The sequence below is a fragment of the Pseudomonas taetrolens genome (genome assembly GCF_900475285.1).
Classification (GTDB): Bacteria; Pseudomonadota; Gammaproteobacteria; order Pseudomonadales; family Pseudomonadaceae; genus Aquipseudomonas; species Aquipseudomonas taetrolens.
On sequence record NZ_LS483370.1, the window covers coordinates 3,599,329 to 3,616,618 of the forward strand.

A 17,290-nucleotide genomic window follows, 5' to 3' on the forward strand; every position below is an offset into this window, starting at 1 on the left:
TCAAAATACAGATTCTTGCTAGTGGTCGTATCAGGCCATCAGTAGGATAGGCCTCCTTCCAGAGCTGCATTAATGCGCTCTTAGCATCGCCGAACCAAGGAACATAAATGGACCGCGTGCGCAATTTACTCGAACAGATCAAGGGTCGCCTTGAAGAACTGAACAAGGCCGAGCGTAAAGTCGCCGAAGTCATCCTGCAGAATCCGCAGCAGGCGACCCGTTTCAGCATCGCAGCACTCGCTCAGGCAGCCTCCGTCAGTGAGCCTACGGTTAACCGTTTCTGTCGCTCCTTTGGTGTCAGCGGCTACCCTGAATTAAAGCTGCAATTGGCGCAAAGCCTTGCCAGTGGCGCGGCCTATGTCAGCCGCGCGGTCGAAGCCGACGATGATCCACAAGCCTACACCCAGAAAATCTTCGGCAGTGCCATAGCTTCGCTGGACAGTGCCTGCCAGGCCCTGGACCCGAACCTTATCAGCCGCGCAGTCGATTTGCTGATCCAGGCACGCCAGATCCACTTTTTTGGGCTGGGCGCTTCAGCGCCGGTGGCGCTGGATGCGCAGCACAAGTTCTTCCGCTTCAACCTCGCCGTCACCGCCCATGCTGACGTGCTGATGCAGCGCATGATTGCGTCGGTGGCCCACACCGGCGAGTTGTTTGTGATTATTTCCTACACGGGGCGTACCCGGGAGCTGGTCGAAGTCGCCCGTATAGCACGGGCCAACGGTGCCTCGGTCCTGGGTCTGACCGCAGAGAACTCGCCGCTGGCCAAAGCCAGCACCTTGAGCCTGAACATTCCGCTGCCTGAAGACACGGACATCTATATGCCGATGACTTCGCGCATCATCCAGCTCACCGTGCTCGATGTGCTGGCAACCGGCATGACCTTGCGCCGGGGCGTGGACTTCCAGCCGCACTTGCGCAAAATCAAGGAAAGCCTCAACGCCAGCCGCTACCCGGTAGGGGATGAGTTCAACTGACTGGCGCTGCTGAAAGCTAAGTCTACGACCGGGCAGAGCGTGGCCGAGTGCGTGCCTGCAGCGCTTTTAAGCCTCTACCAGCCCTGCCCGCGCCTGCAAGCTCAAGTGGGCTTGCTCGCCGGGGGCCAGGCTCTGGCTCCGGGCTCCACCACTGGTGGATTCGACGCAGACAAAACCCATCACTTCATTCCAGCTCACACCCAGCAGCGGGCGCTTGCCCGGATGCCAGACCACGGTATTGGCCCGATCACCGGTATCAATGCTCAACGCCCGTCGCCAGGCATGGTCATTGAGCTGCATTTCACCATCATGTTGAAATACCCGCTGACAGCCGCCATCGACGCGCAATTCGCCTTTTTGCTGGCAAACCTCGCGATTGAGCTGGTCATAGCCGTGCGCCCCGTCCAGACCAGACAGCGCTACCTCTGCGACATCGCCAATACGCCAGTAAGCACGCAAAGCCTGGCTCAGCTGGCACGGTTCGTCGTCCTGATGTTCGGTGCTCAGGCGCAACTCCATGTCTTCGCCCAGACGCGCGTGGAGGTCGACCTGCCAGTCGCACAGCTGTAAACGCCAATGCAGGCTCACGCCCTCCTCGTCAAAGCTGCTGTCCAACAGCTTCCAGTCGATCAACCGCGCCCAACCATGGGATGGCCATGCGTTCTCACTGGGATGACGGCCGTACCATGGCCAGAAGATCGGAACCCCGCCCCGAATGGCACCCACCTGTGGCCACTTGGCCGCACACCACAGCCACGGCTTTTGCCCGGTTGGCTGGAAGTGCAGCAACTGAGCGCCCTGACGACTGAACACCGCCTGACAATGCGGGTGGTCAATCACCAGTACATCGCGCAGCTGGAAGCGTTCCCACTGGAAGACAGGTTGTTCGCGTTTGGATTTGAAAAAACGGTGAAGCGGATGCTCATGCATGTGCCGCAGTCCTGAAAATCATGCAGGTCAGCCCGCAGGGGTGTGCAGACCCGAAAAAAAGCGGACAGCAAAAGCTGTCCGCCAGATACACACAAGAGTAAACGAGACTGACTAGAACACCGACTGAATTTTCAGACCGGCCACCAGAGCGTCGTCGACTTGATTCACGCCACCCGGATGAGTGATGTATTGCAGGTTTGGACGCACCGTCAGCCAGTTAGTCACGTGGAAGCCGTAGTTGAGCTCGTAGTTGTACTCGGTGTTACGCAGAGGCGTGTACAACGGGTTGTCATAATTGCTGACACCAATGGCGGCGTTGGCCAGCTCGGCGTTTTTCTTCACGTCATCGTTGACATGGATACGGGCGAAACCGATACCGATGTCATCTTTTGGACGCGCATCGAACGGCCCCTTGTACACAAACATCAGGGACTGGTAGTTGTCGACGATGTTGGTTTCCTTGTCGTGGAAGGTGGCATTGGCTGCCACGTTCAAGCCACGACTAGCGTCGCCGTTGTGGGTGGTGAGCTGTTGTTGCGCCACAAACCAGTAGCCGTGCTTGCTGTCGCGAACACGATAATCGTCACCGGTGGTGGCCGCGTCCCCGCCGTTTACGTCTTCGATCACGTCATCGGCAGAGGCCGTGCTCTTGTAGTAACCGACACGGTATTCGCCCGGCAGGTTGTTGACCTTGGGCGACCAGACCAGTTCGACGGGCAGGACGGTGCCTTTGGTACCGCTGCCGCTGAGTTTGAAGCCGTTGCCGTGCTCCAGCTGTGACGGGTTCTGGTTGTACGCGCCGATCTGCGCATACAGCTCAGGCGTGATGTTGTACTTCACGCGCAGAGCAGCCTGGCTGACCGGCCAGTTGTACCAGATGTTGGTGGCCCAGTTGCCCACCTGGGAACCGCAAAACGCCAGGTTCTGGAAGTCGCACGGGAAGGTGTTGAAGTCTTCACCTTCGCCAAAGTAGCCGGCTTTAACGTCCAGTTTGCCGTCGAGGAATTGATGCTGGATATACAACTGGGTCAGGCGAACCATGTGACCACGGCCGTAGACTTCCTGGGAAGAACTCAAGGTACCCGCACGCGGGTCGCCGATACGGTCATTGGAGATATTCTGACCGTTACGGTTGGTGATCTGGATCTTGGCCTGGGTGTTGTCCCAGCCGAGCAGTTTTTGCAGATCGAATGCAGCACCCAGACCGAACTGGTCACTGTAACGTGCCGTTTTGTTGTCGTTGTAGCCGCCGTGCAGGTTGGCGCCCATTTCACCGACATAATCCATTTTGATGTCGATACCCTGCTCGATCAGCCGGGTCCGCTCGCCCCCCCAGTCGCCGGTCATCCAGGGTGAATCAGCGCTGAACGCTTCGGCGGCATAACCACTGCCAGCCCCCAGGCTCAGTGCAGCGATTGCCGACAGCTGGCAAGCCAGGCGGGTACGGGTCATTCTTTTAGTCATCCCTTTATCCTCGTTGTTTTTTATTGGCTTTGTTTAACGCGGCACAGCTCAAGCAGCTCAAAAAACAGCTCCTTGTTCAGATTTAACGACCCTTGAATCGCGCCACGTTATCAGCCCGGACTTGGTCCTGAAGTGAATGCATCACTCCCAAACGTTCACCCGTGTTTGCATCAAACAGTAGCACTTTAGCTGGATCGAACTGCAAATTGAGATTTTGACCCACCTCAGGCGCATCATCGGGGGCCATCCGGCAGCAGACCTTGCTGCCATTGAGGGTCACAAATACCAGAGTATCCGGACCGGTAGGCTCAACCACTTGCACCTCGGCGCGAATCGTTGGCAGACCATTGGGTTCACCCGACGCCAGCACAATTTGCTCGGCGCGAATGCCGACAATCACATCGCGATCCTCAAGACCCGGGTCACGCGCACCCAGCGGCAACTCGCACCGGGCCTGCCCGCTGTCGAGCAGCGCCAGCAAACGACCTTCCTGACGTTGCAGGCGCAAAGGAATGAAGTTCATCGGCGGCGAACCGATAAAGCTGGCGACAAACAGGTTGGCCGGATCGTTGTAGATCTGTTTGGGAGTGCCGAACTGTTGAATGATCCCGTCCTTCATCACCGCCACTTTGTCGCCCAAGGTCATGGCTTCAATCTGGTCGTGGGTCACGTAGACCGTGGTAGTTTTAAGGCGCTGATGCATCAGTTTCATTTCAGTGCGCATCTCGACCCGCAGCTTGGCGTCGAGGTTGGACAGCGGTTCGTCGAACAGATAAATCTTCGGCCGTCGCGCCAACGCCCTGCCCATGGCCACGCGCTGCTGCTGGCCGCCCGACAGCTGGCCGGGCTTGCGGGTCAGCAAGTGTTCGATCTGCAACAGCTTGGCGACCCGTGCCACTTCTTCATCGATCGCCGCAGCACTCATTTTGCGGATCTTCAGACCGAACGCGATGTTGTCGCGCACGTTCATGGTCGGGTACAGCGCGTACGACTGAAACACCATGGCGATGTCGCGATCTTTCGGGCTCATGCCGCTGATGTCGGCGTCGTCTACCAGAATCGATCCGCCGCTGATGCTTTCAAGTCCGGCGATACAGTTCATCAGGGTCGACTTGCCGCAGCCCGAAGGCCCCACCAGGATCAGAAATTCGCCATCATCGATTTTCAACTCGATGTCTTTGAGTGTGTCCGGCAGCCCTTTGCCGTAGGTTTTGTTGACGTTGCGTAATTCGAGAGTTGCCATGCGTTACCCCTTGACCGCGCCGGAGGTGAGCCCGCGCAGGAAATACTTGCCCGCAAAGATGTAGACCAACAGTGTCGGCAGCCCGGCGATCATGGCTGCGGCCATGTCGACGTTGTATTCCTTGGCGCCGGTACTGGTGTTGACCAGATTGTTCAAGGCCACGGTAATGGGCTGCGCATCGCCACTGGCGAACACCACGCCAAACAGAAAGTCATTCCATATTTGAGTGAACTGCCAGATCAGACACACCATCACTATCGGGATCGACATTGGCAGCAGGATGCGGCCGAAAATCGTGAAGAAGCCGGCACCGTCCAGTCGTGCTGCCTTGACCAACGCATCCGGGATACTCACGTAGTAGTTACGGAAAAACAGTGTGGTGAAGGCCAGGCCGTAGACCACATGCACCAGCACCAGGCCTGTGGTGGTATTGGCCAGTCCGAGTTTGCCGATGGTGAACGAGGCTGGCAGCAACACGGTTTGAAACGGCAGGAAGCAACCAAACAGCAGCAAGCCAAAAAATAACTGCGAGCCGCGAAAACGCCACATCGACAAGACGTAACCGTTCATGGCGCCGATAAAGGTCGAGATCAACACCGCCGGCACAGTGATTTTGACTGAGTTCCAGAAATACCCGCCGACCGAGTCCCAGGCCTTGATCCAGCCAATCCCCTCGATCACTTGTGGCCAGCTCAGCAAGTTGCCGGTCCGAATGTCTTCCGGGCTTTTGAAACTGGTGAGCAACATCACGACCAGCGGCACCAGATAGATCGCTGCCGCGAAAATCAGCGTGGCGTAAATGGCCAGACGGCTGAAGGTAAAACGCTGTGCATTAATCATGGCGCTTGTTCCTCAGCTCGGAGTACAGGTAAGGCACAAGAATGGCCAGAATCGCGCCCAGCATCATGATGGCACTCGCAGAACCGATACCCATTTGCCCACGGCTGAAGGTAAAGGAATACATGAACATCGCGGGCAGATCCGAGGAGTAACCCGGCCCGCCTGCAGTCATCGCGGACACCAGGTCGAAACTCTTGATCGCTATATGCGCCAGGATCATGAAGGCACTGAAAAACACCGGACGCAGACTCGGTAACACAATGCGCAGGTAGATCGTTGGCAGGCTCGCGCCATCCACCTGGGCAGCACGAATGATCGATTGATCGACACCGCGCAAGCCCGCCAGGAACATCGCCATCACAAAGCCCGAGGCTTGCCACACGGCGGCAATCACCAGGCAGTAAACCACCCGTTCCTGATCCAGCAGCCAGTCAAAGCGAAAGCCTTCCCAACCCCAGTCGCGAAGCATTTTGTCCAGGCCCAGCCCCGGGTTTAGCAGCCATTTCCAGGCCGTACCGGTGACGATCATCGACAACGCCATTGGGTACAGATAGATCGTGCGGATAAAGCCTTCCTTGCGAATCCGCTGGTCGAGCAATACCGCCAGAAACACGCCAATCACCAGGCTGATGGCAATAAACATACCGCCAAATACGGCCAGGTTTTTGCTTGCCACCCACCAGCGATCGTTCTCCATCAGGCGCACGTATTGCTGCAGGCCGACCCATTTGTAACTGGGCATAAAACTGGAGTTGGTGAACGAAAGGATAAACGTCCAAAAAATGTAGCCATAAAAACCGACCAATACGATCAGCATGCTGGGTGCCAGGACCAACTTGGGCAGCCAGCGCTGGAGCGCATCAAACGGCGAGGCTTTGCTGAACACAGCGACTGTACTCATCGGAATAATCCAGGTTTGAAGACGTGAAGCCGCAGCAGATGCTGTTCATTCAAGGCCGACTGCAGGAGCGGGCGTGCTCCTGCAGTGAGAACAGCATTGCAGCTATGCCGGGGCTTACTGCGCAGACTTGATCGCGGAGTACAGTTTCTTGCCGGCGCTGGCCGGGTCGGCACTCTTGTCGCTCATGAAGTTGCTCACCGTGTCAAAGATGGCACCTTGTACGGCCAGGGAAGTCGCCATGTTGTGCGCCATGCTTGGCAGCTGGCCACCGGTTTTACCGGCCTCGTCGAAGTCTTTGGCGGAAGCCTGGCCACAACTGTCGAACTTGCTCATATCCAGGTCATTGCGCACCGGGATCGAACCTTTGTTCTGGTTGAACACGTACTGGAATTCGGGCTCAAGGGCGACTTTGGCCACGTCATTTTGCGCAGCGATATTACCCGGGGTGTCGTTCTTTTTGGCCAGTTTGAACATGGCCAACGAGTCGATGTTGTAGGTAAAGCTGCCTTTGGTGCCCGGGAACGGTACGCACTCATAATCGGTACCGGCCTTCTTGCCTGCAGCGGACCATTCACTTTTGGCCCAATCCCCCATGATCTGCATGCCGGCCTTGCCGTTGATCACTTTGGCGGCTTCCAGATTCCAGTCCTGACCCGTGCCATCCGGATCCATATAGCCCTGGAGTTTTTTCAGCTGGGTGAACACATCAGCCATCTGCGGACCCGTCAGGGCGCTTTCATCCAGATCGATCAACGCTTTTTTATAGCCCTGCGGCCCCATGACGCTCAGCACCAGGTTTTCAAAAACCGTGCTGTCCTGCCAAGGTTGTCCGCCATGGGCAAGAGGAATAAAACCCGCGGCCTTGAGCTTGTCGCCAGCGGCATACAGCTCGTCGAGGGTGGTCGGGGCTTTATCGATGCCGGCTTTCTTGAACACTTCGGGGTTGATCCACAACCAGTTCACACGGTGGATATTCACCGGAACTGCCACGTAGTGACCGTCGTATTTCATTGTGTCGGACACTGTTTTGGACAATAAGGTGTCCCACTTGTTTTCCGTGGAAACCTTGTCCAGGTTGCTCAATAACCCCAGCGCGCCCCACTCCTGCAAGTCCGGGCCTTTGATTTGTGCAGCGGATGGCGGGTTGCCCGAGACGGCACGGGTTTTGAGCACGGTCATGGCAGCCGCTCCGCCACCGCCCGCAACTGCGCTGTCCTGCCAGGTGTAACCGTCTTTTTCGATCAGCTTTTTAAGCACATCTACCGCTTTGGCCTCACCACCTGACGTCCACCAATGCACGACTTCAACCGTACCTTTTGAGTCGGCAGCGTAAACATTCAGAGGGAATATCGAGGCGAGGGAAATAATAGCGGCGAGGCGATTGAATGAGTTCATGAAGGGACCTTTCTTGTTGTTATAACTGAGCAAGTCTTTTGCTTGCGCTTGCTTTGAGTGTATCCATCACGATCGAGCCCCACGTAACGAAGAGACGCCAAAATGTCACCACCTTGTGACATTTGAACCGAAGTGCCGTCCGCGATGCAGATTGTTCAACCAGGACAAACTCAAGGTTCCTGTTAGCTATCCATATTCAGCTACCCATCACATCAAGCTTTTTCCGCTTTACCTGTAGGACGCATCCCGAAGTCGTTTTCCCACGTTGTACAAGCCAAAAACTTCAGCGAGTCTGCTAGCCATCGTCGCGATTAAAGAACGGATGCCGACACCTATCAGGAGATGTGCACCATGCCGAAACCTCGCTCAACGCCCCGCAATCATTGCTTCATCTATGCCTTGAAGCACCAGGACGGCAAGCCCTACGCCTGGAAAGTCGATATTCAGCGTGCAGGCAAAGTGCATATACACATTTTCGATTTTTCCGAGTACGGCGGTGAAGGGCCGGCATTACACGCAGCCGAAATCATGCGTAATCAACTGGTGCTCAGAATGCCACTGGCCTTCACCTACGAGCATCGTCAACGCCTGATGCCTCACAACACCAGTGGCCACCCGGGGGTCTACCGTGTTCAATCCAATCATGTCGATTACTGGCGTGCGACCACCCGCATCCATGGCTACAACCTGAGCAAAAGCTTCCGCATTGATCGTTATGGCGATGCAGAAGCCAAGCAGTTGGCCCTGCAGGAGCGCGAGCGACAACTGAAGCTATGCGATGAGCCTTATGAAGTGGCCATGGAAAAACTGCAGCAGCACTTCAGTCAGACCAGCAGACGTGTCAGGGAAAACCGGATCAAGGCCGCGATGAACAGTAGCAGACAGCTCAAACCCGCTACCGAAGATATCTCGAATACCCACTTGGAACCGGTACTGCCCATCAGTGCCGAGCAGGCAAGCCAGTCAATCAATCGGCATTTCGCGGCAAATACAAAGTAACCCGCAGACCTCCGGCCCGCAGGTTTTGCAAACTGACTTCCCCGCCATGGCTATGGGCAATGCTGCGGGCAATGCCCAGTCCCAGCCCATAGCCCTGCTGCTGTCCTGCCAGACGAAAGTGCGGCTCAAACACTTGTTCCAGCCGCTGTTCAGGGACACCCGGCCCCTCATCATCAACGGTCAAGACAAAAGCCTGCCCATGGTCTTCGATACGCAGGTGAGCGTTTTTCCCGTACTTGAGTGCATTGTCGATCAGGTTCCCCATACAGCGACGCAACGCCAGGGGCTTGCCCGGATAAGGTTTGCACGCTCGCCCCTGCAACGTCACACGACCATTACCTTGCGGGTGCAAATAGGGCTCGATCAAACAGTCAAGCAGGTGATTCAAGTCCACCGGGTCGATGTTTTCGTGGATGTCCGTGTCTTTCACGCATTGCAGCGCGCCTTTGACCAACATTTCCAGCTCATCCAGGTCTCGCCCGAACTTGAGTTGCAGCTGCTCGTCTTCCAGCAGTTCAACCCGCAGTCGCAAACGGGTAATCGGCGTACGCAAGTCATGGGAAATCGCACTGAACAACTGGCTGCGCTCGGTCAGATAACGGCTGATACGTGCACGCATGGTGTTAAATGCCCGCCCCACTTCAACCACTTCGCTGCCGCCACCGATTTCGACCGGCTTGACCTCTTCCTCCCCCAGCGACATATCACGGGCAGCCCGTGCCAAACGCTTGAGCGGGCGACTTTGCCAGTGCACCAGCAAGCCGATGGAAAGCAACAGGAAGCCGCTGCTGAGGGCAATAAACCACAACTGCAGTGCCGGCAAACCTTCCTCTTCCAGGCTGGTGTAAGGCTCCGGCAACAGCGAGGCGATGTACAACCACTCGCCCGGCGCCATCTGGATTTGGGTCACCAGCACCGGCGGGTTGACGGGCTCGAGGGTCAATGCAAAATGCGCCCATGAGCGCGGCAGCTCGTCGAGTTTCAAGCCGGCATTAAAAATACGCAGGTCCTGCGGGCTGACGAATTTCACCGACATATCGACATCAGGGCCCAATGACTGGCGCAACACCTGATCCACGGCTTCCAGGGCCGCCTGCTTGCGTTGAGTCGGCGCCAATACCGGCATGTCCAGCGGCCGGTCATTGAGGCTCACAACAAAACGGGTGCCGCCCATGCTGCGCAGTTGATCAAGCACCAGCGGACGATAAGCCAAGGGCAATGAGCGCATGTAGGTGACCGTCGCATTCATTGAATACGCCAGGCTGCGAGCACTGGTTACCAGCCCTTCAAGTTGCGTGGTGCGCAGCTGCGACAACCAGATCGCGCTCGACAGCGCCTGTGCCAGCAAAATGGCGAGCAGCGTCAGTAACAACATCCGCCCGAGCAATGAACGGGGCATATGCCATTTGCGCAGAATATTAAAGGCCATGACCGACTGTGACCTGAGCCGCCAACTGATAGCCGCTGCCCCGGACGGTACGAATAAGACGCGGGGGTTTATCCGTATCACGCAGGCGTTGTCGCAAGCGGCTGACCGCCATATCGACAATTCGATCCAGCGGCATCAACTCTCGACCCCGGGTGGCATTGCCGATGGTGTCGCGATCAAGGATCTGTTGCGGGTTGTCCAGAAACAACTTGAGCAAGGCAAAATCGGCCCCAGACAGGATCACTTCCTCACCGTCGGTATGAAACAGGCGGTGGGTCACGGTGTTCAGCCGCCAGTCCTCGAATGCCATGATTTCGTTGCCCGCACTCCCGTTGGCAAAGTGCACCCGGCGCAACAAGGCCTTGATCCGTGCCTGCAGCTCTCGCGGGCTAAAAGGTTTGCCCAGGTAATCGTCTGCGCCCAGCTCCAGTCCAATCACACGGTCAGTCTCGTCGGAACTGGCCGTGAGCATGATGATCGGGGTCTGGGCAAAGCGCGGGTGTTGTCGCACCCAACGACACAGGCTGAAGCCATCTTCGTCAGGCAGCATCACATCAAGAATCAATAAATCGGCGCATGTGTTTTCGAGGGCCTGACGAAAACCGGCACCATCACCCACCGTCCTGACGTGGAAACCGGCACGGGTCAGGTATTGATCAAGCAGCTCGCGGATCTCCAGGTCATCGTCGACCAGCAATATGGATTTGCTGAGTGCGCTCACAGTCGTGTTCCTTATTGTTGTTATGAAGCACACCGGCTCCTCATCCCCGAGGAGCGAGCTTGCCTGCGCCAGCATCGATACGTGCCTGCAGGTTCATTCAGCCAAATGCTTGCTGCAGGGCGACTCCCGCCCCCATCAAGCCCGGGTACGGCGCCGTTACCAGCCATACCGGAACACCCTTGAAGTAATCACTCATGCAGCCTTTATCGGCGAAACTGCGGGCAAATCCGCTGGCCATGAAGATATCGGCAAAGCGCGGTATCACCCCGCCCACGATATACACCCCGCCCCGACCGCCGAGGGTCAGCACGTTGTTGCCTGCTACACGCCCCAGCCAGCAACTGAACTGCTCAAGCACTTGCAGCGCCAGAGGATCACCCGCCAATGCTGCCGCGGTAATTGCACGGTCGCTGTCCAGCACCGGCATGTGGCCATCCACTGCGCAAATGGCCCTGTACACACGTGGCAAGCCACTCCCGCTCAAGACGGTTTCGGCACTGACATGCCCGATTTCGTTATAGATATGCTGCCATAGCTGAACTTCGCGGGGATTGCTCATGGGCAGATCGACATGCCCTCCCTCCCCCGGCAACGCCATCCATTGCGCGTCTCCGAGATTGAGCAACGTACCGACACCAAGCCCGGTGCCTGGCCCGATCACCACCGCCGGCCGCGCCGGATCGGCAGTGCCCGGGCAGACCTGACGCACATCTTCAGGTTGCAAGCGGGTCATGCCCAGAGCCATGGCGCTGAAGTCATTGATCAGCAGCAGATTGTCGAGCTGCAGCGCATGACAAAAGCCCGACCGGCTCAAACGCCAATGGTTGTTGGTGAAACGAAATTCATCGCCACTCACCGGCCCGGCCACCGACAAACACACAGAGCCTACCGCCCCCAAGGCCAGATCAAGATCGTTGAGGTACAGCCGGATGGCCTCCTGGGGGCAAGCGAAGTCCGCCGTGGCCAGCACGCGGACCGAGTGCAACTGGTCGTTTTCCCACAACGCAAAGCGTGCATTGGTGCCGCCAATATCACCGACCAGAGCGAGCTTCATTTAAGGTTTTCCAGAGATGAGGTGAAGGTGCTCGCACCCTGCTCGGCCGAACTGAAGGCCTGACGCATGAACGCAAACAACTCACGCCCGGTACCGACGGCATTGTCCAGAGTGCCGACTGCCGGGGTGCGCGCTGCGAATTCTGCCTCATCCACCAACAGTTGCAAGGTGCCTTTGACCCCGTCCACCCGGATCATGTCGCCGTCCTGGACACGCGCCAGTGCGCCTCCGACCGAAGCTTCCGGGCTGACATGAATCGCCGCCGGAATTTTGCCCGACGCCCCGGACATCCGGCCGTCAGTAATCAGCGCCACCTTGAAACCTCGATCCTGCAGCACACCCAGGAACGGCGTCATTTTGTGCAGCTCAGGCATGCCATTGGAACGCGGCCCCTGAAAACGCATCACGGCGACAAAATCGTGCTCCAGCTCACCGGCCTTGAACGCATCCGCCAGCTCCTGCTGATCCTGGAACACGCGGGCCGGGGCTTCGACAATTTGATGCTCGGGCGCGACCGCCGAGACTTTCATCACGCCACGCCCCAGATTGCCCTCCATCACCCGCAGTCCGCCCTCAGCGGAGAACGCACGGGCAACCGGACGCAGGATGGACTCATCCAGGCTTTCAACCGGGCCATCGCGCCATACCAGATTGCCATCGACGAGGAACGGCTCACGGGTGTAACGGCTCAGGCCAAAGCCGGCCACGGTGTTGACGTTTTCATGCAACAGCCCGGCTTCCAGCAGTTCACGAATCAGGAACGCCATACCGCCCGCAGCCTGGAAGTGGTTGATATCGGCCTTGCCGTTTGGATACACGTGGGACAGGGTCGGCACCACCTCGGACAGGTCCGCCATGTCTTGCCAGGTCAGCTGAATCCCGGCCGCCATGGCGATGGCCGGCATGTGCAGAGTGTGGTTGGTCGAACCGCCGGTGGCATGCAGGGCCACGATAGAGTTAACCAGCGAGCGTTCATCAACGATCTCGCCCAACGGCATGAACTCACCACTTTGCTTGGTCAGACGAGTGACCTGATGGGCCGCTTCGCGAGTCAGCGCATCACGCAAGGGGGTGTATGGATTGACAAAGGAGGCGCCCGGCAAGTGCAGGCCCATGACCTCCATTACCAACTGGTTGGTGTTGGCGGTGCCATAAAATGTGCAGGTGCCAGGGCTGTGGTAGGACTTCATCTCCGATTCCAGCAACTCTTCGCGGCTGGCCTTGCCTTCCGCGTAGCGCTGACGCACGTCGGCCTTTTCCTTGTTGGAGATGCCTGAAGGCATCGGCCCGCCCGGAACAAAGATCGTCGGCAGATGCCCGAAGCGCAGCGCACCCATCAGCAGGCCCGGCACGATTTTGTCGCAAATACCCAGCATCAGGGCTGCATCAAACATGTTGTGCGACAACGCCACGGCCGTCGACAACGCAATCACTTCACGGCTCAGCAAGCTGAGCTCCATCCCCGCTTCGCCTTGGGTCACACCATCACACATGGCTGGAGTGCCGCCTGCGAATTGACCAACCGAGCCCATTTCACGCAGAGCCTGCTTGATTTGCTCAGGGAAGTGCTCGTAGGGCTGATGCGCCGATAGCATGTCGTTATATGACGAAACAATTGCAACGTTCGCCGCGTTCATCATCCGCAGACTGTTTTTGTCGTCAGTCCCGCATCCCGCCACGCCATGGGCGAAGTTGGCACATTGCAGCTTGCCGCGTTGCGGGCCATCACTGGCCGCGCCGCGAATAAGCGCCAGATAGGCCTCACGTGTAGCTCGGCTGCGGGCAATAAGACGCTCGGTGACTTCAAGAACGCGGGGATGCATGTGTTGAACTCCAGGCTAACGGAAATGGCGACCTGTGCGTGTCCTATGCTGATCGAAGGGCCAGAAACCACGACTTCGATCATTCGGACCCGTTGATTCAGGTCACTCGTTGTAGATAAAACAAAATATTGCCACTTAAATGGCTTGTTTTCTATTTTTATGAGAATAATCTTGTAATTCCAACAACAAATCGATGGCAGGCGCTTTCCATGACTCTACGAATCGCAATCAATGGTTTTGGCCGGATAGGCCGTAACGTCCTGCGAGCACTGTATACCCAAGGCTATCGTCAGGACTTGCAGATCGTCGCCATTAACGATCTGGGCGACAGCGCGATCAACGCGCACCTGCTCAAGTACGACACGGTTCACGGTACGTTCGAAGCCACGGTCGAACATGACCAGGAGAGCCTTACCGTGAACGGCGACCACATCAGCGTGACCGCCATTCGCAATCCGGCCGAACTGCCTTGGGCCGCATTGAAGGTTGACGTGGTATTCGAATGCACCGGTTTGTTCACCGATCGCAGCAAGGCCGAGGCCCACATTGCTGCCGGTGCGCGCAAGGTCATTATCTCTGCTCCGGGTAAAAATGCAGACGCAACAGTGGTCTACGGTGTTAACCACGACATTCTGCGCCAATCTCACCAGATTATTTCCAATGCGTCGTGCACCACTAACTGTCTGGCTCCGGTCGCCCAAATCCTGAACCGCGAATTCGGCATTGAAAACGGCTTGATGACGACCATCCACGCCTACACCAACGACCAGAATCTGACCGATGTTTACCACTCGGATCCGTACCGTGCACGCTCCGCTACCCAGAACATGATCCCAAGCAAAACCGGCGCGGCCGAAGCCGTGGGTCTGGTATTACCTGAGCTGGCCGGAAAGCTGACCGGCATGGCCGTACGGGTTCCGGTGATCAACGTTTCTCTGGTCGACCTGACCATCGAACTCAAGCGTGAAACCACCGCAGCTGAAGTCAACGCGCTGTTCAAAGAAGCCAGCCAGCACTCCAAGGTACTGGGTTACAACACCCTGCCGCTGGTATCGAGCGACTTCAACCACAACCCGCTGTCGTCCATTTTCGACGCCAACCACACTAAAGTCAGTGGCAAACTGCTGAAAGTACTGGCCTGGTATGACAACGAGTGGGGTTTCTCCAACCGCATGCTCGATAACTGCCTGGCGCTGTGCAACGCGGAGTGACGCGATGATCGGTATCAGTTTCACCACCGCCACCCTGGCAGCGCGCAAGCGCATCGCCTTGGTGGCCCACGATCACTGCAAGGCGTTTTTGCTGGATTGGGCCGAGCGCCACAAGGCAACGCTCAGTCAGCATGATCTTTGTGCCACCGGCACCACCGGCTTACTGTTGAGCCAGCGCCTCGGTTTACCGATCGAAAGCATGATCAGTGGCCCTCTTGGGGGAGACCAGCAGGTCGGCGCCCAAATTGCCGAACAACGGATCGATATGCTGGTGTTTTTCTGGGATCCGTTCGAGCCGCAGCCGCATGACCCTGATATCAAGGCATTGCTGCGGGTCGCTGCCGTGTGGAATATCCCGGTCGCGTGCAACGAGTGCAGTGCGGATTACATGCTCACCAGTCCGCTGATGACCCAGCCCCATGAACACCGTATCCCGGACTACAGCGCCTATCTGAAGGGACGGGTCTGACCCGGCTCTGCCGAATATACAAAGCCCTGTAGCCGCTGCCGCAGGTTGCAACAAGGGCCGTAACCCTTCAAAGACAGGGTCGCTGAGCACACTTGTCGCAGCCTGCGGCAACGGTTCATACCGAATCACTCGCCTGGCGTGATAATCCTGCGTTTATAAAACAGCGCTTGACCAACAGCGTGGATGATAAGCATTATCATTAGCTCGAAAACGGTCGGGTAGCACGGTGAGTCAGTCCCACTTCAATCAGGTCTTCCTTGCCCAGCGGGTTACGTTACTGCGCACGCTCGAACGGATGGTCAATAACCACAGCACTGCAGAAGATCTGCTGCAGGAGACTTACCTGCGCGTAACCCGGGCCTTGAGCGAACGTACCGTCGAACACCTCGAGCCCTTTGTTTTTCAGACCGCACGCAATCTGGCACTGGACCACTTACGCTCCCGGCGCATCCAGTCACGCACGGTACTCGAAGATGTGCCCATGGAGGTCATCGAAGGCGTGCCCTCCTCGATCAGCACCCCGGACGAAGCCCATCAAGCCGCACAATTACTGGAGCGTTTGAGTGTGAGCCTGAGTCAGTTAAGCGCACGTCAGCAGCGCATTTTCATCCTCAGCCGTCTTCATGGCTGCAGTTATCAAGAAATCGCGGATGAGCTGAATGTCTCATTGAGCACGGTGCAAAAGGAACTCAAATTGATCATGGCAATCTGCATCGGGGTAGCCGACAGGATTAATCGGCCTTAATCTTGACCGTTAATTCCTGTAAGAATGCTCTGAATTACTTGGTAGAACTAACGCCAAGAATCATGTGATTTTGAACAAGACCGCGCCCGAGACAGCCAAGGAACATACGTGACGGACCCTCATCACTCTGCTCAAGATGTGCTGCAAGACAGTGCCATGAACCAGGCGCTGGGCTGGCTGATCACGCTTGAGTGCGCGAGCGACGATCAAAAAGCAGCCTTTGATGACTGGCTCAATGCCGACCCGGCCCATGCTCAAGCCTTTGCCAAAGCCAGCGCCGTATGGAACGGGCAATCGGTTCTGGCTGCTGCGAAGTCACTGCAGGCCCGCCGCCAACCCGGCCTGTTGCACCGCATGAGTCGCCACTGGAAACACATGGCCGCGGCGGCCGTGTTACTGCTGACTGTCGGCGGTTACAGCAATGTGCCTTTGCGCCTGCAAGCCGATCACCTGACCGTGGTCGGTGAGCGCCAGCGCCTCGAACTTGAAGACGGCTCCAAAGTACTGCTCAACACCAACTCGGCCTTTTCCAGCGACATGACCCGTGTCCGGAGCAGCGCCCGGCTGCTGCAGGGTGAGGCGTTTTTTGAGATCCCGGCCAACCTGGCACTGCCGTTGGTGGTCGATGCAGGACCGGTCAGCGTCAGTGTGCGCGATACCGCTTTTGCCGTGAGCTACTTCAATGGTGAGGCCCACGTGCGGGTACAACGCGGTGATGTGAATTTGCGGGTCAACCGTGCAGGTACGCAAATGCGCTTGTCCGCCGGTAACAGCGTGAGTATCGGCCCCAATGGATTCGGCAAGCCCGTCAAGCTGAACCCTCAGACCGACCTGGCCTGGGTGCAGGGGCGCCTGGTGTTTGAAAACTGTCCGATGGGCAAGGTGCTGGATGAAGTGCGTCGCTATTACCCGGGCTGGATCGTCAACAACAACGACAAACTGGTCAACGTGTCGGTAACCGGCAACTACCGGCTGGATCAGCCGCTGGACATCGTTCGCTCCCTCGCCCATATCACGTCCTCGAGCCTCTCCGAATACCCGGCGCTGGTCATCCTCAATTAATTGAAAGTATTTTTACTCGATAGCCCG

16 protein-coding genes are annotated in these 17,290 nt (G+C 57.3%); 6 read left to right on the forward strand and 10 right to left on the reverse strand.

Going from position 1 to position 17,290, the window contains the following annotated elements; translation table 11 throughout:
- The first annotated feature begins 116 nt into the window (after positions 1–116).
- The gene (locus DQN55_RS16625) at positions 117–977 is read left to right on the forward strand and encodes a MurR/RpiR family transcriptional regulator (RefSeq protein ID WP_172601062.1); all 861 of its coding nucleotides are present in this window, start codon (positions 117–119) and stop codon (positions 975–977) included.
- Positions 978–1,043: 66 nt separating this feature from the next.
- Here the strand turns inward: DQN55_RS16625 and DQN55_RS16630 are convergent, their stop codons facing one another.
- The 6 genes from DQN55_RS16630 to DQN55_RS16655 form a co-directional block, all read right to left on the reverse strand.
- Positions 1,044–1,907, reverse strand: coding sequence for a D-hexose-6-phosphate mutarotase (locus tag DQN55_RS16630; RefSeq protein ID WP_048379024.1), 864 nt, complete (start codon positions 1,905–1,907; stop codon positions 1,044–1,046).
- 111 nt (positions 1,908–2,018) lie between these two features.
- The gene (locus DQN55_RS16635; RefSeq protein WP_048379020.1) at positions 2,019–3,371 is read right to left on the reverse strand and encodes a carbohydrate porin; all 1,353 of its coding nucleotides are present in this window, start codon (positions 3,369–3,371) and stop codon (positions 2,019–2,021) included.
- An 82-nt stretch (positions 3,372–3,453) separates the two neighbouring features.
- Positions 3,454–4,614: an ABC transporter ATP-binding protein gene (locus DQN55_RS16640; protein WP_048379019.1), complete on the reverse strand. Its 1,161-nt coding sequence runs from the start codon at positions 4,612–4,614 to the stop codon at positions 3,454–3,456.
- A 3-nt stretch (positions 4,615–4,617) separates the two neighbouring features.
- Positions 4,618–5,454, reverse strand: coding sequence for a carbohydrate ABC transporter permease (locus tag DQN55_RS16645; RefSeq protein WP_048379017.1), 837 nt, complete (start codon positions 5,452–5,454; stop codon positions 4,618–4,620).
- On the reverse strand, positions 5,447–6,355 hold the full coding sequence (locus DQN55_RS16650) for a carbohydrate ABC transporter permease (RefSeq protein ID WP_048379015.1): 909 nt from the start codon (positions 6,353–6,355) through the stop codon (positions 5,447–5,449). The genes DQN55_RS16645 and DQN55_RS16650 overlap by 8 nt, the downstream gene beginning before the upstream one ends.
- 114 nt (positions 6,356–6,469) lie before the next feature.
- Entirely contained in the window at positions 6,470–7,750 is a 1,281-nt protein-coding gene (locus DQN55_RS16655; protein WP_048379013.1) for an ABC transporter substrate-binding protein, read from the reverse strand.
- A 351-nt stretch (positions 7,751–8,101) separates the two neighbouring features.
- Between DQN55_RS16655 and DQN55_RS16660 the strand changes: the two genes are divergently transcribed.
- Positions 8,102–8,749 (forward strand): AP2 domain-containing protein, encoded by a 648-nt coding sequence (locus tag DQN55_RS16660; RefSeq protein ID WP_048379011.1) that lies wholly within the window; start codon positions 8,102–8,104, stop codon positions 8,747–8,749.
- Here the strand turns inward: DQN55_RS16660 and DQN55_RS16665 are convergent.
- The 4 genes from DQN55_RS16665 to edd all read right to left on the reverse strand — a co-directional run bounded on the left by DQN55_RS16665 (position 8,718) and on the right by edd (position 13,776).
- A complete protein-coding gene (locus DQN55_RS16665; protein ID WP_048379009.1) occupies positions 8,718–10,178 on the reverse strand; it encodes an ATP-binding protein in 1,461 nt (486 codons plus the stop codon). The two genes, DQN55_RS16660 and DQN55_RS16665, sit on opposite strands and share 32 nt — an antisense overlap.
- Entirely contained in the window at positions 10,168–10,899 is a 732-nt protein-coding gene (locus DQN55_RS16670; protein WP_048379008.1) for a response regulator, read from the reverse strand. Before DQN55_RS16670 ends, DQN55_RS16665 begins: the two co-directional genes overlap by 11 nt.
- Before the next feature lie 97 nt (positions 10,900–10,996).
- On the reverse strand, positions 10,997–11,953 hold the full coding sequence (locus DQN55_RS16675) for a glucokinase (protein ID WP_048379005.1): 957 nt from the start codon (positions 11,951–11,953) through the stop codon (positions 10,997–10,999).
- The gene (edd, locus tag DQN55_RS16680) at positions 11,950–13,776 is read right to left on the reverse strand and encodes a phosphogluconate dehydratase (protein WP_048379003.1); all 1,827 of its coding nucleotides are present in this window, start codon (positions 13,774–13,776) and stop codon (positions 11,950–11,952) included. Before edd ends, DQN55_RS16675 begins: the two co-directional genes overlap by 4 nt.
- Positions 13,777–13,985: 209 nt before the next feature.
- Between edd and gap the strand changes: the two genes are divergently transcribed.
- From gap to DQN55_RS16700, 4 genes are all read left to right on the forward strand, one after another.
- Positions 13,986–14,987: a type I glyceraldehyde-3-phosphate dehydrogenase gene (gene gap, locus DQN55_RS16685; protein ID WP_048379001.1), complete on the forward strand. Its 1,002-nt coding sequence runs from the start codon at positions 13,986–13,988 to the stop codon at positions 14,985–14,987.
- 4 nt (positions 14,988–14,991) lie between these two features.
- The gene (locus DQN55_RS16690) at positions 14,992–15,456 is read left to right on the forward strand and encodes a methylglyoxal synthase (protein ID WP_048378998.1); all 465 of its coding nucleotides are present in this window, start codon (positions 14,992–14,994) and stop codon (positions 15,454–15,456) included.
- Between the two features lie 226 nt (positions 15,457–15,682).
- Positions 15,683–16,201: an RNA polymerase sigma factor gene (locus tag DQN55_RS16695; RefSeq protein WP_048378996.1), complete on the forward strand. Its 519-nt coding sequence runs from the start codon at positions 15,683–15,685 to the stop codon at positions 16,199–16,201.
- A gap of 156 nt (positions 16,202–16,357) precedes the next feature.
- On the forward strand, positions 16,358–17,263 hold the full coding sequence (locus DQN55_RS16700; protein WP_088500009.1) for a FecR family protein: 906 nt from the start codon (positions 16,358–16,360) through the stop codon (positions 17,261–17,263).
- Positions 17,264–17,290: the final 27 nt, after the last annotated feature.